This window comes from Gimesia sp. (assembly GCF_048262075.1).
In the GTDB taxonomy this organism is placed as follows: domain Bacteria; phylum Planctomycetota; class Planctomycetia; order Planctomycetales; family Planctomycetaceae; genus Gimesia.
The window spans coordinates 1-22,383 of record NZ_JBLXFK010000003.1 but is presented as its reverse complement, the minus strand read 5'-3'; the positions used below and the strand labels follow the sequence as shown (position 1 = coordinate 22,383).

The following is a 22,383-nucleotide window of genomic DNA, read 5'->3' as shown; positions in this document are numbered from 1 at the left end:
CAGGGTGCTGAACTGCACCAGATTGTCACTTTGAATATCCTTAAGGTTTTAAAACATGGCTGCCAGTAAACCAACTGCTGTTCACTTTTCATTGATCTTTTTTGTCATGACCACCCTGATTGGTGGTGTGGCTGCTTATCTGGGGTATTCAGATCTGGCAGAAGCGAATGTGAAACTGGATCAGGCTCAGAAAGATTCGCAGCGCGATGGCGTTGCCGTTCGCAAGCTTGATGAAGAACTGCAGGCTCTCAAAAAGCTGATCGGTAACGAGCAGGAAGATGTGGGGCTGGATAATAAAACTCCCAACACAGTGATTGGTGCCACCGAACTGGATATTAAAACTCATGCTGACGTTCTGGCCGAGCCCACAATCAAGAATACACTGATCAAGCTTTCTTCCCAGTTGAACCAGACCAAAACCGAGCTGGCTGCCGAGCAGAAAGCGAAAAATGATCTGGAAGCCGCTTTGCAGCAGCTCAAGAGCAATATGGACAAGAAGGTTGATGAGCACCGCAAGGCCCGTGACAGTTCTGAAAAAGACCTGGCTGACACACAGAAAGTCAAAGAAGAAGAAGTCGGTGCAAAGGATCAGCAGATCGCTGCCCTTCAGAAAGAGAATGAAGAAATTCTGATCGAGCTGGATCAACTGCGCGAAACCAATGCGAAAACCATTAAGGATCTGGAAAACAAAAACAATACCTATGCCAGCCTGATTGATACGCTTCGCAGCCGTCTGGACCAGGTTCAGAAGCACAGTTTTGAAGTACCCGATGGCGTGGTTCGTACCGTTGATAATAGTACAGGAGTTGTCTGGATCAATCTGGGCGAAGCTGATCGTCTCCCCAAGCGAATGACTTTCAGTGTTTATCGCAAAGCACATCAGGGAATCGGTCGCGGTGAAGAAGATATCATTGGTGCCATCGAAGTGACCAAGATTCTGGGGCCTCACTTGTCGGAAGCCCGGATTGTAGGCGATGACATTTATCAGCCCATCAGCCCTGGCGATCCCATTTATACGCCACTCTGGGGAGTCGGACGTCCGGAGACCTTTGCCATTTCAGGGATTATTGATCTGGATGGCGACGGTAAATCTGATATGGATCTGTTGAAACGCGTGATTGAGAATGCCAATGCCAAAATTGATAATCAGGTTACTGAAAATGGAGAACGTATTGGTGACGGATTGACCGTGCATACGAAGTTCCTGGTCATCGGTCAATCACCAGATGTCGAATCAGCTAAAACTGACGAACAACGTGATAAAATGCAGGACCTGCTGGCCAAGATGAAGGAGATTCGTGAAGAAGCCCGTTTGAAAGCAGTGCGTGTGATCGGGATCAATGACTTCTTAAGTTATATCGGTTACAAGCCACAGCGACGTTTGTTTGTGCCGGGCTCCGGAGTGAAATCTCCCCTTAAGCAGGGGGCAAAAGTTACCGGTGTGAATGACTCTTCTTCAGGCTCAGTCTCTCAGGTCTTCACTCGAAGTAAGCGTCTGAAACAGCAGACTTCTTCAGGTCAGACATCCAAGGCATTTGGAACGGGCAAATAAACCTGTTTCAAACGAGTTGATATTCAGATGAAAAAAACCGCGGTTGCCTGATAGCGACCGCGGTTTTTTTGTAGCTGTTACCCTGACTTTCAGGCTGCAGTCAGAGTTTACGCTTTCTGCTGTCTGGGTTTCCCCTTTGATTTGAAACGCTTGCGTTTCGGGGCACCTGATTCAGTCTGATCAAATCGGGAGATACGTAACTGTTGTCCGGAGACCCAGACGTTTTTCAATGCCCGGAAGATATCACGAGGCATCCCTTCCGGTAGATCAACCGTACTGTACTCATCAAAGATATTGATGCGGCCGATGTATTGGCTGTCCAAATTAGCTTCGTTGGCAATCGCGCCAACAATATTACCCGGTTTGACGCCATGGCTGCGTCCGACCTGCACGCGGAAGCGTTCCATGCCTTCCTCGGGGGCTTCGTTGGTTGCTCGTTCCCGTTTAGGAGCGAACACTTTCTCCTTCGTGAATTCTTTGTCCTTCGAGAAACGGCGTTCCGAATTGAACTGAGGTTTACCGGAATTATCCCGTTGTCTGTTTGGAGTTTCACGACGTGTCGTTTCTCTCTGTGGCGTATCTTTGAGAAACAGCGGACGTTTTCCCTGGAACATACAGGCCAGGGCAGCGGCGATATCGATCTCCGAACGTTCTGATTCTGCTTTGAATTCACTCAGCATTTTCTGGAACTGCTCGAAATCTGGGCTATCCATGGCTTTGGTAACAGACTCTTTAAAACGTTCTGTACGTCGCTTATTGATTTGATTGATGGAAGGCAGTTCCATGCGTTCAATTTTAAGCTTAATCGCCCGTTCGATACCTGAGAGGGAACGTTGCTCACGCGGTGAGACGAACATAATGGCTTCACCTGTCCGGCCTGCACGCCCCGTACGGCCGATACGGTGTACGTAAGCTTCGGAATCACCAGGCAAATCGTAGTTGATCACGTGGCTGATACGGTTAACGTCCAGTCCTCGGGCGGCGACGTCAGTTGCAATGACGATATTGACGTGGCCGGCTTTTAACCGTCCGACAGTGCGTTCGCGTTGTTTCTGCGGGATATCACCATTCAGAGGGGCGGCCAGAAAACCGCGCGCTTCCAGTTTTTCCGCAAGTTCGGTGGTGATGCTTTTGGTACGAACGAAAATGATGACCCCATCGGTTTCTTCTGCTTCCAGGATCCGGGTCAAGGCGTCCAGTTTGTGATGTCCCTTAGCCAGCCAGTACCGCTGGCGGATGGTATCAGCAGTTCGAGTTTTGTCTTTGACTGTAATTTCCTGTGGCGATTCCAGGTAGTTACCGGCAATGCGCCGAATCGCTTCTGGCATGGTTGCTGAAAACAGTGCCGTCTGATGGTTGTCCGGAGTCTGCTCCAGGATCCATTCTACATCATCGATAAAGCCCATTCGCAGCATTTCGTCGGCTTCATCCAGAACCAGGCAACGCAGGTTATCCAGTTTCAGTGTCCCACGACGCATATGGTCCATCACGCGGCCTGGAGTCCCCACAACGACATGGACACCTCGTTTTAAAGGCTGTAATTGTCCTTTGAAATCAGCTCCCCCATAAATCGGCAGAACCTGCAAGCCTTTGAGTTGAGAACCGTATTCTTTGAACGATTCGCCAACCTGAATGGCCAGTTCCCGTGTGGGAGCCAGAACCAGAACCTGTGGGGCTCTGAGTTCCAGATCTATTTTAGAAAGTAAAGGCAGGGCAAATGCGGCAGTTTTACCGGTTCCTGTCTGGGCCTGACCTACCAGGTCCTTGCCTTCCAGTAGATGGGGAATGGTCTGAGCCTGAATTGGCGTGGGTGTGTCATATCCAAGTTCAACCAGCACATCCAGGATGGGTTGGCAAAGAGCTAAATCCGCAAATTTTGCCTGCGTAGAGACATCCGTTAACATACATCAACCTTTCGACGAACCTTCAGCCAGTCAGGCTGTACGTACTTGTCGTGTAATAGAGAAAAAATGGGTCGTGCAAATATTTAGAAACAGGTGAGAGTCGGCCATTCCGGACTCAGGGTTCATTTTCAGGGACGATGCCTGAAAAGAGTTCTCCTTGAAGCTCTGCTTCGTATCACCCTACTGCTACTGTTCGAGAGCGGAAACCATAAAAGGTTCGGCAAATGTAGCTTTAACAACACGATAAAGATCGGCAAACAGCTGATTCTTTAATAAAGAGATTCTGGAGATCAGCCGTAAAGTGGTCAGGTCGTTTCTTACAGGTACCTGACATTTAGGGCTACTCAACGCGGGGATTATATCACTGGAGCGTTTTAATTGCACGTCCTGAATTGTGAAAATCCTAGAATATCTGGGTTCGTACTCAGTTCTCAGGAAAAGCGAACAAAAAGCATTCAGGCACTTAAGTCGTGTACCTGATATATTCTACAATACCTGAAAACTTAAAAAATCAGTCCTTTTTCACCGGAGTTGTTTTATGGATTCACTGAATCATCCCTCAGAAAACAGGAATAAAGCAGAAGCGGCCGCTGAACAGTCATTACTCTGGCTGGAGGAGATTGAGGGTGAACGCGCTCTCGACTGGGTGAAACAGCAGAATGCGTCAACTTTGGAAGCGCTGACCAGTGACCCACGGTTTGAAGAGTATCAAAGTGAAGCGTTGCAGATTCTGACTGCCTCTGACCGGATTACTTACGGAACACTGCGTGGCGATTTCGTGTATAACTTTTGGCGCGATGAGGAGCATGTACGTGGCATCTGGCGGCGGATGTCTCTGAAACAATTCAGAAGTGAATCACGGCAGTGGGATATACTGCTGGATGTAGATCTGCTGGCGGAGTCAGAAAAAGAGAACTGGATTTATAAGGGGGTCGACAGCCTGGGGCCCGCGCATGAACGTTGTATTATTGAGCTGGCACCCGGGGGGACTGATACCGCAGTGTACCGTGAGTTTGATATTTCCGCGCGTACGTTTGTTAAGGATGGTTTCAACGTTCCACTGGCCAAAACCAACCTCTGTTGGGAGAACCGCGATCAGCTACTGATTGCGACTGACTGGGGCGAAGGAAGTCTGAATACTTCAGGTTATGCACGCATACTGAAACGCTGGAAGCGGGGAACCCCTCTTTCTAAGGCAGAAACACTACTGGAAACTGATGTCGAAGAAACCTTTATCTATCCGATCGATTTAGAGCATGCAGGGCAACGCGTCTGTTTCGTAATGCGGGGACATGATTTTTATCATTTCAGTTTTTACCTGGTGAATTCTGCGGGAACATTAAGTCAATTGCCGCTGCCGCGGAAGTGCAGTCTGTCGGGGCTGTTTAAGGGACAGTTGCTGGTAGAGTTAAAAGAGGAATGGCGTGGCTTTGCAGCAGGCTCGTTGATCAGTTTATCGCTGGCAGATTTTCAGAAGACCAGTGAGATCGGTGAGGTTCTGACGGTGTTCGATCCGGGGGAGACAGGGACGGTTTCACAAGTGCGATGTACGCAGGATGCCGTTTATCTGACAGGAATCGAACATGTTTCCAGTCAGATTCGAGAATTTCGACTGCAGGACAATCAGTGGCAGGGCCGTCTGGTTCCCTGGGGTGAGAATGACGTGATATCGATCAGTTCGTCAGACAGCAGCAGTAATGACCTGCTCCTGGCTCGTGATGGATTTCTGCAGCCGAGTAGTCTGTATTATGTCAATTTTTCTGAAGGGACCGATGAGAAGCTGCAATCAACACCCGCGCGGTTTGATACCAGTGGGCTGACGGTTGAGAGACACTTCGCCATCAGTCATGACAAAACGGAAGTGCCTTATTTCATTGTCTATCGAGAAGGGATGAAACTGGATCATACTGCGCCCGTTCTGCAATACGGGTATGGCGGGTTTGAAATCTCGATTCTACCTCATTACAGCCCGATTATGGGAAAGCTCTGGCTGGAAAAAGGGGGCGTGTATGTACTCGCCAATATCCGCGGAGGCGGCGAGTATGGCCCGCGCTGGCATGACTCCGCGTTACTTGAGCATCGCCAGCGGGCGTACGACGACTTTTTCGCTGTCGCGGAAGCGGTGCAAAGTAAAGGTTTCAGTTCTCCGAAAAACTATGGTGCCATGGGACGCAGCAATGGAGGGCTACTGATGGGAGTCGCTTTGACACAGCGTCCTGAGCTGTTTAATGCGATTGTGTGCGGCGTACCCCTGCTGGATATGAAGCGTTTTAACAAACTGCTGGCCGGAGCCAGTTGGATGGCAGAGTATGGAAACCCGGATCTTCCCGAGCAGTGGGAGTACATTCGTCAGTATTCGCCGCTTCATAATTTAAAAGCTGAGCAGGCTTACCCCAAAGTCTATTTTTTCACTTCGACAAAAGATGATCGCGTTCATCCCGGGCACGCGCGGAAAATGGCGGCCCGCATGGATCAACTGGGCTATGAGTACTTTTATTATGAAAATATCGAAGGGGGGCACAAAGGGAATGCCAATCAGAAACAGGAAGCAATGCTCAGTGCCCTGGAATATCTCTATCTGATGCGGCAGCTTACCTGATCAGTGATTGACAGTTGAACCCGGATGTGTTTCGATAGTTTATGCTATCTGAGTCGCTTGCCTGAACGTTTCCTACTCGATTACTACTCCCTTGAGGTTCATTCCGATGAGTAACCGCCAGCCTTGTCTCTGGGGCATTCTTTATTGTTTGATCTGTTTCACTTGGTATATCCCCGTGACTGCGGCCGAAAAGCCGGAGGTCAAGCGACCGAATATTCTTTTGATCACAGCTGACAATCTGGGATATGGTGACCTGGGCTGTTACGGAAACCAGGTAATGAAAACCCCGGTGCTGGATCAACTGGCGTCAGAGGGAGTCAGGTTAACCGATTTTTATACCGCTTCTCCCACCTGTACCGTCTCCAGGGCCACACTTTTGACAGGCCGCTATCCTCAGCGAATTGGTTTGAATCATCAGTTGAGCGCAGACGAGAACTATGGAGATGGCTTGCGGAAAAGTGAGAAACTGATCCCTCAATATTTGAAACCACTGGGATATCGAACCGCCTGTTTTGGTAAATGGAATGTCGGGTTTTCACCTGGCAGTCGGCCTACCGAGCGGGGATTTGATGAGTTTTTTGGCTTTGCAGCAGGAAATATCGACTATTATCATCACTATTACGCTGGTCGTCATGATTTATGGCGTGGTTTGAAAGAAGTTTTTGTCAAAGGATATTCAACAGATCTGTTCGCTGATGCAGCCTGTCAATATATCGCTGTCGAGAGTGATCAACCGTTTTTCATCTATCTGCCTTTTAATGCTCCTCATTTTCCCAGTCAGCGTAATAAGCAGCCGGGACAGGGGAATGAATGGCAGGCACCAGATCGTGCATTTGAAAAATATAGTTATGATCCAGGGACCAAAAATCCACAGGAGCGATACCGGGCTGTAGTGACGGCACTCGACTCAGCCATTGGTCGCGTCTTAAAACAACTGGATGCAAGTGGTTGTCGCGATAATACGATTGTGATCTGGTATTCTGACAATGGGGCATTCATGCTCAAAGACCGGGGACTGGAAGTTGCCAGTAACCAGCCCTTGCGCGACGGAGGTGTCACATTGTGGGAAGGGGGGATTCGCGTTCCGGCGATCATCCGCTACCCCGGTCATCTCAAGGCGGGGACTCTCAATCAAAGTCAGTTGATCAGCCTGGATATTCTGCCGACTCTGGTGAACCTGGCGGGAGGTCAGCTTCCTGCAGGACAGGTCCTGGATGGGCAAGATATGCTACCGGCTTTGACAGCACAGACTGCGCCCGAGCCGCGTACTTTCTTTTTCCAGTATCGAAATTATAGTGCAGTCCGCAGAGGAAAATACAAACTCGTGCGCATCAAACCTAATCAGCCTTTTATGCTGTTTGATCTGGCGCAGGATCTGTCAGAAACGACTGATCTGGCAGAGCATCACCCGCGGTTGTTGGCTGAGCTACAGCAGGCCTATGTGGAGTGGGAACGCAATCTCAGTGAGAAATAAACGCGGTGCAAGCAAGTTGAAGAACTGAAGTTAAGCCACCGATTACATCAGCGGTGGCTCTTCTCCGTTTTCCAGATCATGATTGAGCGACTCTTCAAAGAGCAGCTGGCGGTCAGAGAAGCCTTCGTCCAGCGTATGCCAGTAGGTCACATCATCTTCGCCGGACTTCCAGCAGAGATACACTTCCTTGCCATCCCGGAGTGCAGGAAAGTTGACGACCCCAAGTGCAGGGTCTTCCAGTTCTACGCCCAGTTCCCGGAGTTCGGTGATATAAGTCTCCAACTGCTCGGTATCATTTTCGATATCGAGTTCAGCCTGCAGAAGTTCTTCGCTGTAGACAGAGTCTTCGTCTCGCGCAGAAGCACCGGGCAGCCGTTTAATTTCGTTGATGCGTTCACGGCGGTCATGCAGGTTCTGGTACAACTCGACGATGTCTCTGACGATCACCTGGATGAGTGGAAGTCGAAGGTTGGCCTCTTCAGGTGTGAAAATCAGCTTTCTTTGTGCTTCAGCATTCATGATGAGACCTTTATTCCTTTTTGACAGTCTTCAATTCAGTCAGGTGGCGACGTCACATCACTGCTGATGACTGTAACTGGTTTGTCGTAAGTTTTGGGGAATTATAAGAGGATGTTCAGATTCGGCAAGTCAACACTGTTGAAGTCGTTCTGAATTCTAATATCTCCTGTTCAATTTCAATTGTTTAATTCCTCAATAATCTTACTGGTAAACTTGATGAGATGTTTGAGTTTTTCAAATACTTTTCCCTCATCGATCAATCGAGCGACTTTTTGAACAGCTTGCTCCAGATTTGTAGCTTGTTCCGCTGCCAATAAGGCAGCTGCGGCATTCGCAACCACAATATCACGAGCAGGTCCCTGTTCACCATTCAGGATCTCAAGAATGATTTGTGCACTTTGCTCTGAGGAGTTGACGACCAACTGACTTACGTCACATTCTGGTAATCCGAAATCCGCAGCAGTCCATTCATAATGACGCAAATCTGCGCCGGTTATTTCAAAAACGGCTGTTTTTCCCCAGAGACTTACCTCATCCAGTTCTCCGTTGCCACAGACAACCAATGCATGTTTTCGACCTAATTTTAACAGGGCTTGAGCTATTTTTTCAGCTGCCTGTACAGAATTGGCCCCCAGTAACTGGTATTCTGCCTTCGCCGGATTGGTTAAAGGCCCGAGGTAATTGAAGATCGTGCGGATCCCCAGTTCACGCCGAACAGGAGCTACATATTTCATCGCGGAATGTAACAGGGGAGCGAAACAGAAACCGATTCCAGTCTCTTTAAGGCATTGCCCGATTTGTTCAGGTGTAAGTTCCAGTTTCACACCCAATGCCTGGAGGACATCTGAAGAACCGCTGGAGCTGGAGACACTGCGGTTGCCATGTTTGGCGACCGGGATACCTGCTGCGGCAGCCACGATGGCGACGGCTGTACTGATATTGAATGTATGCAACTGATCGCCGCCTGTTCCACAGGTATCCAGCAATCCCGTGCAATCGGTAGGAATCGCCAGGGCACGTTCCTGCATGGCCCGTGCTGCTCCGACCAGCTCATCTGCTGTTTCCCCTTTCATGCGGAGTGCTGTCAGCAGTGCTGCAATCTGCACTTCACTGCATTCACCCTGCATGATCGACGAAACCGCTTCGTAAGCAGCTTCGCTTTCCAGGTTTTCTCCCTCAAGGATTCGATTCAGCATTGTGCTGAGTACGGTTGGCATCGATGTATTTCCAGATTCTCAAAAGCGGTCAGTTCCAGTCATGAAGCGAATTATAGCAAATGCTGCAGCAAGAATCAGCCAATGAAGTGTTTGATTGCCAGAAGTAATCTTATTTCAAGTCATTTTCATTCTTGAATTCCCAACTGGAATCACGGGAAAAATTGCTGACTTACTTGTTGGTGCCGGAATAAAACTGGTACAATTTGATTCCATAGACGTCAGACACTCCAGTTGGTCTTCCAGTTCGCGGGAGATCATATTACGAAACGATATCCATCGGGAGACTCCCATGCAGCGAAGCCGTTTTCTTTACTGCCTGTTGTTCCTGTCCACCACTTTGACTTCGGTCAAAGCTGATGACGTCGAGCAGCAGATCAAGCAAATCAAACAGGTTCAAAAGGAAGGTCAGGGGAATCAAACCGCTTCCCAAGCCGTCCAGCAGCTTTCTAAAGCAGACGCTTCTGCTTTAATACCGATTCTCTCCAGTTTTGAAGGAGCCAATCCCCTGGCTGTCAACTGGCTGTGTGGTGCGTTTGAAGCTGTGGCCGCGAATGCGATTGAGCAGAAACAGTTACCGGCTGACAAACTGGAAGCATTCGTGCTGGACAAATCAAAAAATCCCCGGGCACGACGTCTGGCATATGAAACATTAATCAAAGTTGATCCGGCAGCGACCGACCGGATTATCCCTGGCATGATCAACGATGCCAGTGTCACTTTAAGACGCGATGCTGTTCAGCGTTTAATCGATGAAGCGAAAGCATTGGAAAAGGCAGACAAGAAAGATCAGGCAAAACAGATTTATCAACAGGCTCTGAGTGGTGCGACTGATGACGATCAGGTGAAAGCCATTGTCAAACCTCTGCGTACTTTGGGTGAGAAGATTGATTTGCAGAAACATTTTGGATTTCTATCGGACTGGCAGATTATCGGTCCTTTCGATAATACAGAGAAAAAAGGCTACGATACGGCCTATGCCCCCGAAGAAAAGCTGGACTTTTCAGTGGCTTTCGAAGGCAAAGAAGGGAAGGTGAACTGGAAGTCAGTCAATACCGATGATGACTATGGGATCTTTGATATCGCCAAAGAGATCTCGCCTTACAAAGGGGCGGTCATGTACTCTGCTGCCGAATTTTACAGTCCCGATGAACAATCTCTGGAGATTCGACTGGGCACGCCCAATGCCTGGAAAATCTGGGTGAACGGCAAATTGTTATTCGCCCGCAATGAATATCACCGCGGGATGGTGATGGATCAGTATAGCGTCCCGGTCACTTTTAAGCCGGGTAAGAATGTCATTCTGCTCAAGCTCTGCCAGAACGAACAGACAGAAAGCTGGGCACAGCGATATCAGTTTCAACTGCGTATTGCCCGGCCTTCGGGAACGGGTGTGCTTTCGGAGAAACCGGAAGCGACCACCCAACTGTCACGCTGAAGTTTCCCATTCCTGAAGTTCTGTAGTCTGCTTTCCTGAAAAGGATGAACTCATGAAAAATGAATCGATCAAATTATTAATTCCGGTCCTGGCTGTCTGCTTGTGTTGCGGAGCCGACTGGCCTCAGTTTCGCGGACCTATGACAAATAACGTTTCGCTTTCCGATGCACCTCCAGCGAAAGTGGATCAGGAAAGCATCGCCTGGACCGCTGATTTAGAGGGCAGAGGCGCATCAGGGCCGATCATTGTGGGAGACAAGGTCTTTTTGACCAGCACGACCGGGTTCAAACAGGATCAACTGCACGTATTGTGCTTTGATCTGAAGACCGGCAAGCAACTCTGGGACCGCCAGTTCTGGGCCACAGGCCGGACGCAGTGCCACAATAAGATGTGTGTCGCGACTCCGACTCCAGCCAGTGATGGCCAGAGAGTGTTTGCGACGTTTTCCAGTAATGATGTTGTCTGTCTCGATCTGGATGGAAACCTGATCTGGATACGTGGCCTCTCACATGACTATCCTAATGCCAGTAACAGTCTGGGTATGGCATCCTCTCCCGTCATAGTGGGCGAAACGCTGATTGTACCGGTTGAGAACGACGACGATTCATTCACGACCGGACTGGATGTGAAAACGGGAATCGCCCGCTGGAAAATCAAGCGGCCCCGTGTTGCCAACTGGACTTCTCCTGCAATACTAAGAGCATCTCCTGAAGCAGAACCCCTGGTTTTGCTGCAGTCGAGCGAAGGGGTTGATGCGATCTACCCTCAAACTGGTGAAACTGCCTGGCAGTACGAAGAAGGAGCAGGACGCATCCCCTCTACGACAGTGGGTGACAATACACTCTTCGTGCCTTCCAATGGATTGACTGCTTTGACTCCTGGTTCCAGCAGTGAGCCTCCTAAAGTATTGTGGTCGGAACAGAAACTGTCTCCTGCCACTGCCAGTCCGCTGGTCTATCAAAAGAAAGTATTTACTGTAAACCGGGCTGGTGTGCTTACCTGTGCCAACCCTCAGACCGGAGAAGTGATCTGGCGACTGCGTTTAAAAGGCCCGTTCAGCGCCACTCCCATCGCAGCCGCGAACCATCTTTATCTGGTCAGCGAGAAGGGGTTATTACAGGTTGTTCAACTGGGGGAAGAGCAGGGTGAACTAACCGGAGAAATTGATCTGAAAGAAACTGTTCTGGCGACTCCGGCGATTTCAGATAACGCGCTGTTCCTTCGCAGTGATAAGCATCTCTGGAAAATCTCTTCCAAGTAATTCGCTTGTAATCTGGCAGAAATCAGACTGAATAAAGGATACACGGGTGTCACAACTGCTGGCTGTCGGACTGGGTGGTTTTTTCGGAGCAATTGCACGTTACAGCATTACGGAATTCATGTCGCGGAAGTATCCCGGGTTTCCGGCTGGTACCCTGGTCGTCAATGCCACCGGTTGCCTGTTGATCGGGATTCTGATGGCGCTGGTGACACATAAGCAGTTCCACACTTCCGAACGGATTCATGAGCATGTCAGCCTGTTTTTAATTACGGGGCTTCTGGGATCTCTCACGACTTTTTCCACATTTGGACACGAAACCGTCAGCCTGATCAGGAACTCCGAGTTGCATCATGCCTTCCTGAATATATCGGGCAATCTGATTGTAGGTTTCTTTGCCGTCTGGCTGGGCTGGACTTCGGTCATGTTCTGGCTGCAAAAATAGCTGAGATCCGGGGGGGAACTGAGATTTCGCGGTTCGAGAAGCCTTAGACATCCGCATTTCACCTCATAAAGCCAGGTCTGTCATTGATTGTCGTCAACTTTTCAAATGTTAAGATTTTCTGATTATAACGATTAAGGTCGACTCCAAAGCCAGCCGATATAAACCCTAACGGGGGGAATTCTGCCTGACCTGATTCAGGCAGGCAGAATCTTTTTTCCCCTTGTTTTCAGGTTATAGCGGAGTTCGTTACGATATGTCCTACTGGCTTCGACCTCTGCGCTTTCTGGCAGGTGCCTTCAGTGGCGCCTCTTCTCCCCGTCAGCTGGCTCTGGGGTTCAGCATGGGGATGATAATAGGCCTGGTTCCCAAAGACAATCTGACGTCAGTGCTGTTGCTGTTTCTGTTAGCCAGTCTCAAAATCAATCTCAGCTCCGCTTCGCTGGGAACTCTGTTATTTTCCTGGCTGGCTTTATTACTGGATCCATTGAGCCATCTGATTGGTCGCAGTCTGCTGCTGGCTGTGCCATTACAGGGACTTTGGCGCTGGTTTTATGAACTGCCTTTAGCACCCTGGACCAATTTCAACAATACGATTGTGATGGGCAGCCTTTTACTGGGACTGTTGCTGTTTTATCCCGTATACCGTTTGACGCGTCCCCTGTTTGAAAGATACACACCAGTACTTTCAGAGAAGCTCTGTAAATATCGGATCGTGCAGATACTCTGGGGGACGGAAGTTGGCGTTGTTGCAGGGGATGTCGCATGAAATGGAATTATCTGCTCCCTCGATTTGCGCTGGCCGCCATCATCTGGAGTTTTTTCGCGTTTGCCTTCGACCCCATGGTACGATCGGCTCTGATGCAGGTCGGAAGTACTCTGGCTGGTACGCCGGTTGAAGTCTATGATCTGGAGACCGGTTTCTTTCCCCCGTCAATCCAGACTGGTCCAGGATGTATTGTCAGTCCCCGGGATGATAAAAGTTATCTGATCTGTTTTGATCAAACGCAGTTAAAATTTTCCGGCAAGCCTTTACTGCATCGCAAGCTGATCGTCGAAACGGCGTCCGTCTCTGGTGTGGAATTATCTGTTCCCAGGGATTTGACAACTGAAACGACGGTACAGTCTTTCGATTCAGAGAAATCTGGATCCCATGTGAATTTCAGCAGGTTTCGTCGGATTTCGAGTCAGTTGGGTAAATCCGGATTGGATATATTAAAAACTACTGCTGCAGAACAACTGGATCCCGATCGTCTGGAAACCGTGCGGGTTTCCAAAACCATCCAGGGGGAATGGAAGCAGCGTTTTCAAGCGTATGATACACGTCTCAAGCAGGTCAAACAGGAAATCGACTCTGTTGAAAACTCGGTGAAAACAGCTGAAGGCAAGACGCTGGAGAAAATTAAGACGTATGCCCAGTCAGCCGAACGTGTTGATCAACTGGTTAACCAGGGGAAGCAGATTCGCAGTGAATTGAATTCACTGCCTCAAATTGCGCAGCAGGATTATCAGCGAATAGAACGGGCCAAAGAACAGGATCTGGCAAGCCTGGACCAGTTGCTGGAATCTGTCTCACCTGATCCTCAAAAAATTCTGCATACGCTGATAGGGGACGAGTTGTCCCAGCAGATTGAGCAGGTCTTTGGCTGGACGAACTTCATGTTCCAGACAGTCCAGTCTATGCAGGATGAGCAGGAACCGGAACGAGTACAGGGAGAATGGATCGATTTTCGCAGCGATGTAACTGCCCCTGATATTTTGTTTAAAGACATTCGACTATCGGGGTTTGCACGCAGGGACGAGGAGCAAATTCCCTTTCTGGCGGTCGTCAAATCGCTTTCATCCACTCCAAAACAGTATCGACAGCCGATTCGGATTCAGGCACAGGTTGATGGGGAGGCTGAGATTAAGTTTGCGGGAGAATTAAAATTCTACGAGGCTGAGCCAACCCACGAATTCGTTGTGCACTTCAAATTACCTCAACAGAAAAAAATCAGGATTGAAAATTCAGACAGGATTTCGCTGGCTCTGGTAGCAGATCAGACTGAGTGTCGCTCTCATTTATCCTTTCGTGAACATGATTTCCAGTGTCAGATCGAGTTCAGTCAGACCCCCATTCGTTTTCAATTTGACAGTTCTCGAACTGAAGCACAAACTATCACCAGACTCTTACAGCAGTCCCTGTCTTCAATTGATTCACTATCAGTGAAATTGCATGGTTCCGGATCCTATGACAAACCGGAGTGGCGGATTGAATCCGCTTTGGGTGAACAGGTTGCCCGTGGACTGACTGTGGCGTTCCAGGCGGAGCTTGCCCGTGGAAAACAGAAACTGGCTGCAGAAATTGAACAGCTGGCAAGTCGGGAACGCGAAAAACTCATCCAGGAGCTGAATCGCGATTATTCCGCGATCCTGGCAGAGCTGGAAGCGGAAGAGTCCAAAGTACAGTCTGTAATCCAAAAAGTGTCCGGCCGTCCTCTGGGCCTTCGCAGCTTGCTCCGTTAATTGCCGGTAAAGGCCTCCCCAGAGCCAACAGTCTGACGAGGACATTTTGACTCATCACTCACTGTCGCAGGAAATTCCCCTTGATTTATCTTCATTTCTGATATGATTAATAGCAGGGAACGGAGAGAGTTGCAGGACGCTGTTATACTTCTTTATTCGCCTTTTCTGGCTGCAGACACCTCCTGTCCACTACTTGGATTTCACCTCTTTATCGGTCTGAATAATCTGCTGAGATGAATTGTGTAAGCTGAATAGGGGCATTCTTGTCCTTGTTTCTCGATAAACACTTGACTTCAGCAAATTTCGATACAAAACTCAGTATTTAAATCTACATTCAAACATACGTATTTAAGAGGGTCAGTTGCGTGTATTTGAGATGTCGTTAGTAATAGTTTAAACGGGGAGTCGTTTATGACCATCGTGGCAGTGAATGCTCATGCACCAATCTCTTCAGGAGAAATCCCCACGACAGACCCCCGGCGTGCAACTGATGTCGAACAAAAACAGCAGCAGATCATTGCGATTCTGGAAGAACTGGATCTGGATGCAATTCTGCTGCAGTCCCCCGAGAATATTGCCTGGTTTACGACGGGAGCAGATTTAACGCGTGCCGGTTCTAACGAAAGCTGTGCAGCCGTTTTTATTACGCAGGATGCGCGGCTCATCGCCTGCAGTAATGTAGATGCGAATCAGATTTTTGACCGTTCTATTCCCGGACTGGGGTTTCAGATTAAAACGCGTCCCTGGTATGAGCCCTTATCTCAACTGATTCGGGATCTCTGTAAAGGACGCAAAGTTGCCAGTGATACCGGGGTTGAGTCGACATTAAATCTGTCCGAACGTTTCAAAGCTTTACGGATACCCTTCAGTGAACTGGAAGGCGAACGGATTCGGGAATTGGGGAAACTGGTTTCCCACGCGGTCGAAGCAACAGCACGGCGCGTTGAACGTGGACAGACAGAGCAGGAAATTGCCGGCTGTCTCTCCCATCGACTGTTGAAACATGGTGTCGCCCCCAAACGTCTGCAGGTTATGGTGGACGGTCAAAGCATCCGCTACCGTCACTGGGGGTATGGCGAAGATCGACTGGAACGTTATTGTGTCATCTCTGCTGTAGGATCCCAGAATGGATTGCATGCAGCTGCTACCCGAACTGTTTCGCTGGGCAAGCCTCCTTCCAGCTTCATTAAGTCACATCATCTGGCTTTACTGATGCAGGCGACCGGGATGTATTTTTCGCAACCCGGGTGGGCTTTCTTTGATACCTGGAATCGCGTGAAACGCATCTATGAAAAATACGAATGTCCTGATGAATGGCAGCATTCTGACCAGGCTGACATAATTGGTTACGTACCCGCTGAGACATCGATTCTCCTGAACAGTGAGTTTAAACTGCAGTCGGGAATGGCTGCTTTCTGGCACCCTTCCGTAGGGCCTGCCATGACCGGGGATACGATTTTGATTGAAGAAGACCAAACCATCATGATCACCCCCATGGAACAATGGCCAAGTGCTAAAATCATGGTCAAAGAGCACCAGCTTAACCTGCCTGACATTCTGATTCTGCCTGATGAAGCCTGAATCTAACCTGCAGGTTCTTTCAGTTATGTAGAAAACCAGGGTGAATTTTCGCTTCCTGGGGAATGTCACTTGTCAAATCGTGGTATTCGAATCAAGATTACCTGAACGGCAGGTCCGTGTCTGTCTTTCCTGCTCAGGATCGCTTCGGGCCGGAAATGGATTCAGTTTCTCTTTGTGTTGTCTGATTAATGGATATGACAAATTCCTCAGGAGATTCAGGGGCATCGTCCAAAGGACCCCTGCTAGATGTGTTTCCAGAGCCTCTGGAAGTCTCAGAGGATGTTTCGCGCGTCCGCCGACGTAGAACCAGGCGATTATTCAAAGTTGCCTGGCTGGGAATTGCAGTACGACTGTTTGTGATCGTCATGGAACTTGTAGGCCTCTGGTTTCTAGGCCACTCGGTTCTGCTGGTGGATGCTTTGGCCAGTAGTGCTGATGTATTGACGTCACTGGCAATTTTGTTTGCCATTCGACTGGCTGAACAGCCTCCTGACGACGATCATCCATTTGGACATGGTCGCTACGAACCATTGGCAGGTTTCCAATTAGGAATCCTGATTCTAGTAGTGGGAGCTGCGACATTCGGGTACCAGCTGTTTGCAGCCATCAGTCATGCTCAATCTGAAATCATAGGCTGGGTGAGCTGGACGATCCCTCTGTTCGCTGCAATTTTACTTGAGGTGACCTGTCGTATTGTGCTCAGGATGGCACAACAGGAGAAGAGTTCAGCGATGATCGCAGAGGCCTATCATTACCGGGTCGATGCCATTACCAGTTTCGTAGCTGCTTTCGGCTTGATCGTCGCCAGTCAGCTTCCCAGTTATGGGCATCTGATCGATCATATCACGGCAATGATTCTGTCTGTGATCATGGTCTATCTGGGCTGGGTGGCAGCCCGGGAAAACCTGCATGAACTGACAGATAAGGTTCCTCACCAGAAGTATTTTGACCAGGTAAAAGCCTCGGCCATGAAGGTGGAAGGTGTGCTGGATGTAGAAAAGGTGCGTATCCAGACAGCGGGACCGGATGCACACGTTAATATTGATATCGAGGTGAATCCGAACGAAACCGTCGATCAGGCCCATTTAACCGCTCAGCAGGTGAGATATCAGATCCAGCTTGATTGGCCGACAGTCCTTGAGGTCGTAGTCCACGTCGAGCCTTATTACGAAGCAGACCACTGAGTCCCAGATAACATGCCGGGGTTGAGACTGTGACCAGTCTAGAAGCGGATGATCACATCGCCGCCCAGCAAGACCTGGTAATCCGACTGGAAGTTACGATAAGGTCCCTGAACATTGAGCAGGTTTGATCGGGTATCAGACCAGTCAAAACGCAGTTCAGGTCGAACAGTGACACAGGGGTGAGGACGCCAGTTGGCTCCCACGGTCAGTTCATAATAATTGCCGCCGGAAGCCACGAATTCCGGAATCTGCAGAACACGAGAGAAGTTCTGGTCACGGAAATATTCAAATCGGGCTCCCCAGGCAAATTTCTCTGTCACATCGTAGTACAGATATTGATTGAACGAGTACCACTTTGCCGGGACAATCTGAAATTGATTGTTGATGGTACCATTATCCTGAATGCCAAAATCACTCTGGAAAACATAGGTCAGGCAGTCAGTAAGGTTATGTGAAAGTACGAAGCTGACGAGGGTACGGTTGGCTGTGTTACTGACTCCATTGTCCTGATCACCTGAAGTCAGGGTCAGGTTAATGCTGGTGTCTTTGTCACTGCTGTTCCAGCCGATGCCAGCCAGCAGTTCGGCATCATCATTCGGGTCTTCCCAGGCATCCCAGCCACGAGCAACACCAGCGAGCAACTGTAACTGTTCCGTTACTTGAAAGGTGGTCAGAATCCCTGTGTGAGTGAATGGTTCTCCATACTGCATCGTGTAGGAGTGGGAATAGAAGAAGTTGTCGGGCGCGGTTACTTTTTCATATCCGATCGGGGTGTAGAAGTGACCGGCTTTGATGCTGACGCCATCCAGCCATGGCACATAAAGCTCTGCATAGAGCTGAGGCATCGCCAGGCCGTACATCGCATAAGTGTTGCCGCCGCTGGTACGGGGGCCGTTTCCGCTATTCCAGTGCGGTGACCCGTCAGATTCGGTTTCCAGACCGAGTGCTGTGGTATAGAAATAGTCTGTACCGTAGAGCAGGTCAGCCCGAAAACCCCAGTCCAGTTCATCGCCACCATAATTGACCTGACGTTCCATGAACAGGTAAAGTTGATTCATCTGGTATTCATTGGAGCGGTCGTTAAACGTGACAGGCAGATTGAAATTGTTGGCTGGTTTCTGAAAGTTGCCTGTAAATCCCTGATCCAGCCATCCACCCACTTGGACGCGATTGGATTTCATCGATGGATAAACGGGGGAATGACTCATCAGGAACTGGTCCAGAAAATTGCAGCACTGGCATTCCGGCAGACACATTTCATTCACACAGTTTGCTGTGCCAGGATCAGTGATCTCACAGCCTGGTGCCTCAGACAGATTGAGCGACACAGGCTGGTATGAGCTTTCCGCCTGGATTTGTGTTCCGACCGATGCGTCAGCTGTTTCGATCTGGTTTTGTTGTCCAAATCCGGTTGCTGGCAGGCTGATCGCCAAGACAACTGCAATCCATTGTGAGATTTTATTTATTCGCATCTTATTCCAACTCGTGCGATAGATTGGCGATTAGGCAAACACTTGTGTTCAATTGTTTTGATTGTCCATGTTGCTTTGTGTGAGGAGTCTCCACCGGCTGGCATCGGATGACTCAAAATAATATGGACAATCGTTTACAGGGAACGTTCTGGTACTTATTTGAGATCTTGATAGACCTCTTTTAAGCGGAAACACGCTTCCTCTGTCTTTTTCGGCTTTCCTGATTGAACGATCCGAACCTAATTATTTGTTAAGTAACTACCTGGCACTGATTTTATGGTTTAAACGCTACTCTCACCTGTTATTTACCTATATTAATGACTCACATGTGGATAAATGGACTAAGGTTTAGTTTTGTGGCTATGAGGTTGATGAAACCGTGCATCTTTGAGATGAATGATTCAGGCCTGAGATGCCGGTTCGACATCGTATTTCAGCTAAATATCACTAATGAGATGTTTCATAACTTATACATATACGTTGACTTGAGGCATCATCTCTATCCAATCCTGTTACTGAACAGAATAAGATTTTCTGGCCTGACCATTCTGACAGTCCTATAATCCGAACCAGGTTTCCTAAACGTCGCAGATTGCCATTTTATTAATTGCAATTAGTACAACCATAGGCAAAGATATTCCATTAAGTGCATTAATATCTGCGATCTTGAGCCAATTTCTCGTACTCAAAAAAAGTATTCCTTTTAATGAACGAGCAGTTGACTGTTAGGTTTAATGCGTGCAATCGTCAAATTGAGTGTCTATTTCGACAGTGCATACCTTAACTGATCACCCAGTTGTTAGCTGACTTCTACCAAAAACTGTTACGGGTAAAAAAATACTATGAATAGCCTGAAAAGATTGTTTGGCCGTAAAACTTTTCGTAAAGCAACTCGTCGTTTACCATTTCGGATCTCTCGTCCCATTGGTTATGCGAGCCATGTAGAGAGGCTTGAAGATCGAACATTGCTTGCCAGCAATATTCTGGCCTCTCTGGAAAGTTCTGTGAATCAGCCAAATGTTTCTACAGATTTAATTTTGAATATCGGACCAGGCAGCTCACCGACACTCGGTTTTGAAGTGCATGCGACTGCGGGTTCTGCTTTCAATCCTGCTGCGATTCAAATCATTAATACCAGCACGAATGCAGTGATTCCGCTAAATCTGGCAGAAAATGACCATGCCGGAACACTGAATTCGCTCACACTGGCCACACTGGCTCCCGGTGAATACTCGCTTAAGGTGTACGGTCAGACTGCTGCCACTGGCGGGTTTATTGTTGATGTATTTTTACCCGGTGACACGGATGGCAGTGGATCTGTAAATGATACAGAATACCAACATGCTCTGGCGGCATCCTACCAGCACATGTTTGGTTACAATCATTTTACGACACAGTTCCTGATTCAGCAGTTGGGGCTCAATCCAAACACCAACTTCTACTCCCGCGAGTTAGACGGTGACATGGATGGAGATGTGGATAACACTGACCTGCAGATGATGAACTCCAACCGGAATATTCCGCCAATTCAACTGGAACTGATTGGGGACCAGGATGCTCCCGACGTCGTGGCAGGCCTGCAGGTTGATTCGGGTGACTCGGGCTCAGATGGCGTGACGAACGAATTGACGATTGTGGGGACGGTTACTGATGAAAGCCTGATTACCCAGTTTAAAGTAGCCCTGGATGGGGGCAGCTATCATAATATCTTCGGAAAGCTTTCCGGTGGTGCCAATGGCGGTTCTTTCACGCTGGATCGCACTTTTCTGGACAATCTGGATACCAGCAATGGTGGAACTGGTCTGGAAGGGGGCGTCCACACGCTACACTTTATGACAGTTGACGAGCACGGCAATGTCAGTCCTGCCGGTGCCTTTGATGTTTCATTCGAACTGGATGAGACAGATCCGACATGGATTTCCTCACTGACTGAGATCGATCTAATCGAAGACATAGGTGATGACTTAGGATTGTTATCTCTCTATTTCGACGCGCATGGAGGGACGCCGCTTCACTATGAGTTTGAGAAAGATTCAGGGACATCGGTTGTCACATTTGATTTTTCAACAGGCAATCTTCTAGTAAATCCAATTCAGGATGCGTTTGGCGAAGGCGATTATATACTCAAGGCGATCGATCTGGCCGGCAATGAAGTCTCCACGACGATCCATGTAACAGTCAGCGCGGTTAACGATGCCCCCGTTGCCGTGAATGATGCCGTCTCAACCGATGAAGACACTGTGTTGACCACCGGTGACGTCCTGGCTTCGAATCCCGATACACCTGATTCCGATGTCGAAGGTGACCCCCTGACAATTACGGCAGTGAACGGCAATGCTGGTGATGTGGGGACTCCCATCTCCATCGGAGCGGGAGGTCTACTGACTCTGTATGCAAATGGTACTTTCACATTTGATCCCAATGATTCCTATGAAAGTCTGGCAGTCGGGGAAAATACAACTGAAACATTCAGCTACACGATTGATGACGGGAACGGCAAAACCGATACGGCTACCGTCACGATTACAATTCATGGTGTGAACGATATTCCGACCGTTGCCGACGAAGCGATTGCTGCGACGGAAGATGCTGGCACGGTAACGACAAGTGTGCTGGCTGGAGATGTGGACAGCGATGATAATGCCGGCTCACTGAATTACACGATCACGGCTCAACCCAGCGAAGGCTCTGCCAGTTCCAACGGAGATGGCACCTTCACATTTGATCCTGGAAGTGCCTTCCAGGATCTGGCGCTTGATGAAACCCGCGAGGTCACATTCACTTATACGGCGACCGATACCCATAGTGGTGTGAGTACGGTGGGAACCGTGACGGTGACCGTGACAGGTGTAAATGATAATCCCACGGCGGCCGACGAAGCGATTGCTGCGACGGAAGATGGTGGCACGGTAACGACAAGTGTGCTGGCGGGAGACGTGGACAGCGACGATAATGCCGGCTTGCTGAATTACACGATCACCGCTCAACCCAGCGAAGGCTCTGCCAGCTCCAACGGTGACGGTACATTTACGTTTGATCCGGGAAGTGCCTTCCAGGATCTGGCACTTGATGAAACCCGCCAGGTGACATTCACTTACACGGCGACTGATACTCATAGTAGCGTGAGTACGGTGGGAACCGTGACGGTGACCGTGACAGGTGTGAATGATAATCCCACGGCGGCCGACGAAGCGATTGCTGCGACGGAAGATGGTGGCACGGTAACGACAAGTGTGCTGGC

15 protein-coding genes are annotated in these 22,383 nt (G+C 49.1%); 11 read left to right on the top strand and 4 right to left on the bottom strand.

Features of this window, described 5'->3' with window-relative positions; genetic code table 11:
* The first annotated feature begins 55 nt into the window (after nt 1-55).
* Entirely contained in the window at nt 56-1,552 is a 1,497-nt protein-coding gene (locus ACN0YH_RS07485) for a hypothetical protein (RefSeq protein ID WP_417378947.1), read from the top strand.
* 107 nt (nt 1,553-1,659) lie between these two features.
* On the opposite strand, the gene ACN0YH_RS07480 is transcribed toward ACN0YH_RS07485, so the two are convergent.
* Nucleotides 1,660-3,456 carry a DEAD/DEAH box helicase gene (locus ACN0YH_RS07480; protein ID WP_417378946.1) on the bottom strand — a complete coding sequence of 599 codons (1,797 nt, stop codon included), beginning with the start codon at nt 3,454-3,456 and terminating at the stop codon, nt 1,660-1,662.
* 538 nt (nt 3,457-3,994) lie between these two features.
* Here ACN0YH_RS07480 and ACN0YH_RS07475 point away from each other — a divergent pair.
* Together ACN0YH_RS07475 and ACN0YH_RS07470 are read left to right on the top strand one after the other, a co-directional pair.
* The gene (locus ACN0YH_RS07475; RefSeq protein WP_417378945.1) at nt 3,995-6,055 is read left to right on the top strand and encodes a prolyl oligopeptidase family serine peptidase; all 2,061 of its coding nucleotides are present in this window, start codon (nt 3,995-3,997) and stop codon (nt 6,053-6,055) included.
* Nucleotides 6,056-6,230: 175 nt separating this feature from the next.
* Entirely contained in the window at nt 6,231-7,529 is a 1,299-nt protein-coding gene (locus ACN0YH_RS07470) for a sulfatase-like hydrolase/transferase (protein WP_417378944.1), read from the top strand.
* Nucleotides 7,530-7,571: 42 nt separating this feature from the next.
* On the opposite strand, the gene ACN0YH_RS07465 is transcribed toward ACN0YH_RS07470, so the two are convergent.
* Both ACN0YH_RS07465 and trpD read right to left on the bottom strand, forming a co-directional pair.
* Nucleotides 7,572-8,048, bottom strand: coding sequence for a DUF2203 domain-containing protein (locus ACN0YH_RS07465; RefSeq protein ID WP_417378943.1), 477 nt, complete (start codon nt 8,046-8,048; stop codon nt 7,572-7,574).
* Nucleotides 8,049-8,224: 176 nt separating this feature from the next.
* On the bottom strand, nt 8,225-9,265 hold the full coding sequence (trpD, locus tag ACN0YH_RS07460; protein ID WP_417378942.1) for an anthranilate phosphoribosyltransferase: 1,041 nt from the start codon (nt 9,263-9,265) through the stop codon (nt 8,225-8,227).
* A gap of 289 nt (nt 9,266-9,554) precedes the next feature.
* On the opposite strand from trpD, the gene ACN0YH_RS07455 reads away from it, so the two are divergent.
* The 7 genes from ACN0YH_RS07455 (at nt 9,555) to ACN0YH_RS07425 (ending at nt 17,670) form a co-directional block, all read left to right on the top strand.
* On the top strand, nt 9,555-10,700 hold the full coding sequence (locus ACN0YH_RS07455) for a hypothetical protein (protein ID WP_417378941.1): 1,146 nt from the start codon (nt 9,555-9,557) through the stop codon (nt 10,698-10,700).
* A 52-nt stretch (nt 10,701-10,752) separates the two neighbouring features.
* Nucleotides 10,753-11,961, top strand: coding sequence for a PQQ-binding-like beta-propeller repeat protein (locus tag ACN0YH_RS07450; protein WP_417378940.1), 1,209 nt, complete (start codon nt 10,753-10,755; stop codon nt 11,959-11,961).
* Nucleotides 11,962-12,007: 46 nt separating this feature from the next.
* Nucleotides 12,008-12,403 (top strand): fluoride efflux transporter CrcB, encoded by a 396-nt coding sequence (crcB, locus tag ACN0YH_RS07445; RefSeq protein WP_417378939.1) that lies wholly within the window; start codon nt 12,008-12,010, stop codon nt 12,401-12,403.
* 253 nt (nt 12,404-12,656) lie between these two features.
* The gene (locus ACN0YH_RS07440; protein ID WP_417378938.1) at nt 12,657-13,169 is read left to right on the top strand and encodes a TIGR03546 family protein; all 513 of its coding nucleotides are present in this window, start codon (nt 12,657-12,659) and stop codon (nt 13,167-13,169) included.
* A complete protein-coding gene (locus ACN0YH_RS07435) occupies nt 13,166-14,905 on the top strand; it encodes a TIGR03545 family protein (protein WP_417378937.1) in 1,740 nt (579 codons plus the stop codon). The genes ACN0YH_RS07440 and ACN0YH_RS07435 overlap by 4 nt, the downstream gene beginning before the upstream one ends.
* Nucleotides 14,906-15,316: 411 nt before the next feature.
* Entirely contained in the window at nt 15,317-16,486 is a 1,170-nt protein-coding gene (locus tag ACN0YH_RS07430; RefSeq protein WP_417378936.1) for a M24 family metallopeptidase, read from the top strand.
* Nucleotides 16,487-16,680: 194 nt separating this feature from the next.
* On the top strand, nt 16,681-17,670 hold the full coding sequence (locus ACN0YH_RS07425; protein ID WP_417378935.1) for a cation diffusion facilitator family transporter: 990 nt from the start codon (nt 16,681-16,683) through the stop codon (nt 17,668-17,670).
* 38 nt (nt 17,671-17,708) lie between these two features.
* On the opposite strand, the gene ACN0YH_RS07420 is transcribed toward ACN0YH_RS07425, so the two are convergent.
* The gene (locus ACN0YH_RS07420; protein WP_417378934.1) at nt 17,709-19,142 is read right to left on the bottom strand and encodes a porin; all 1,434 of its coding nucleotides are present in this window, start codon (nt 19,140-19,142) and stop codon (nt 17,709-17,711) included.
* A gap of 842 nt (nt 19,143-19,984) precedes the next feature.
* On the opposite strand from ACN0YH_RS07420, the gene ACN0YH_RS07415 reads away from it, so the two are divergent.
* Nucleotides 19,985-22,383: Ig-like domain-containing protein (locus ACN0YH_RS07415; protein WP_417378933.1), on the top strand; the 2,399-nt coding region annotated here is incomplete at its 3' end.

Excerpts from the sequence above, each read along its gene's own strand:
- ACN0YH_RS07485 (WP_417378947.1), top strand. The coding sequence starts at position 56 with ATGGCTGCCAGTAAACCAACTGCTGTTCACTTTTCATTGATCTTTTTT.
- ACN0YH_RS07480 (WP_417378946.1), bottom strand. The coding sequence starts at position 3,456 with ATGTTAACGGATGTCTCTACGCAGGCAAAATTTGCGGATTTAGCTCTT.
- ACN0YH_RS07475 (WP_417378945.1), top strand. The coding sequence starts at position 3,995 with ATGGATTCACTGAATCATCCCTCAGAAAACAGGAATAAAGCAGAAGCG.
- ACN0YH_RS07465 (WP_417378943.1), bottom strand. The coding sequence starts at position 8,048 with ATGAATGCTGAAGCACAAAGAAAGCTGATTTTCACACCTGAAGAGGCC.
- trpD (WP_417378942.1), bottom strand. The coding sequence starts at position 9,265 with ATGCCAACCGTACTCAGCACAATGCTGAATCGAATCCTTGAGGGAGAA.
- ACN0YH_RS07455 (WP_417378941.1), top strand. The coding sequence starts at position 9,555 with ATGCAGCGAAGCCGTTTTCTTTACTGCCTGTTGTTCCTGTCCACCACT.
- ACN0YH_RS07450 (WP_417378940.1), top strand. The coding sequence starts at position 10,753 with ATGAAAAATGAATCGATCAAATTATTAATTCCGGTCCTGGCTGTCTGC.
- ACN0YH_RS07440 (WP_417378938.1), top strand. The coding sequence starts at position 12,657 with ATGTCCTACTGGCTTCGACCTCTGCGCTTTCTGGCAGGTGCCTTCAGT.
- ACN0YH_RS07435 (WP_417378937.1), top strand. The coding sequence starts at position 13,166 with ATGAAATGGAATTATCTGCTCCCTCGATTTGCGCTGGCCGCCATCATC.
- ACN0YH_RS07430 (WP_417378936.1), top strand. The coding sequence starts at position 15,317 with ATGACCATCGTGGCAGTGAATGCTCATGCACCAATCTCTTCAGGAGAA.
- ACN0YH_RS07425 (WP_417378935.1), top strand. The coding sequence starts at position 16,681 with ATGACAAATTCCTCAGGAGATTCAGGGGCATCGTCCAAAGGACCCCTG.
- ACN0YH_RS07420 (WP_417378934.1), bottom strand. The coding sequence starts at position 19,142 with ATGCGAATAAATAAAATCTCACAATGGATTGCAGTTGTCTTGGCGATC.